This window comes from Streptomyces sp. GC420 (assembly GCF_009916105.1).
Classification (GTDB): domain Bacteria; phylum Actinomycetota; class Actinomycetes; order Streptomycetales; family Streptomycetaceae; genus Streptomyces.
This window is the reverse complement of record NZ_JAAAXQ010000848.1, coordinates 1-400: the sequence shown is the minus strand read 5'-3', so window position 1 is coordinate 400 and position 400 is coordinate 1. Positions and strand designations below refer to the sequence as shown.

At 72.2% G+C, this 400-nt stretch carries 1 pseudogene; it reads left to right on the top strand.

The features are described 5' to 3' along the window. Positions 1-35 precede the first annotated feature (35 nt). Positions 36-400, top strand: a pseudogene (locus GUY61_RS38910) (hypothetical protein); the annotation flags it as partial.

Genomic DNA, 400 nt, shown 5'->3' with positions numbered 1-400 from the left:
TAAGAGACAGCACCCCCGACGACCGGACGACCCGCATGCCACGAGGCCGCTACTCACTTCACGACCCGCACGACCAGACCCCGCTCGGCGAGGAGCATTTCCAGTGCGCCCCCGGCCCTTCCGGCTGGCGTTACGTCTCGCAGATCACCGCCCCCGCCGGCGACCACGCGGGCTCCGTCGACCTGGCCGTCGACGAACTCGGCCGCCCCGTCCGCCTCGAACTCCACGCCGCGAGCTGGCAGGTCCGTGGCGCCGCCCTCGACGGCGTCACCTGGGTCCGTACCGACCCCACCGGCACCCATGCCACCGAAGGCAACGTCCGCGCCCACGCCTTCACCGGCACGTCCCCCGCTTTTCTCGTCGCCACTTCCCGTCTGCTGCGCCTCACCCCCGGTTCCCC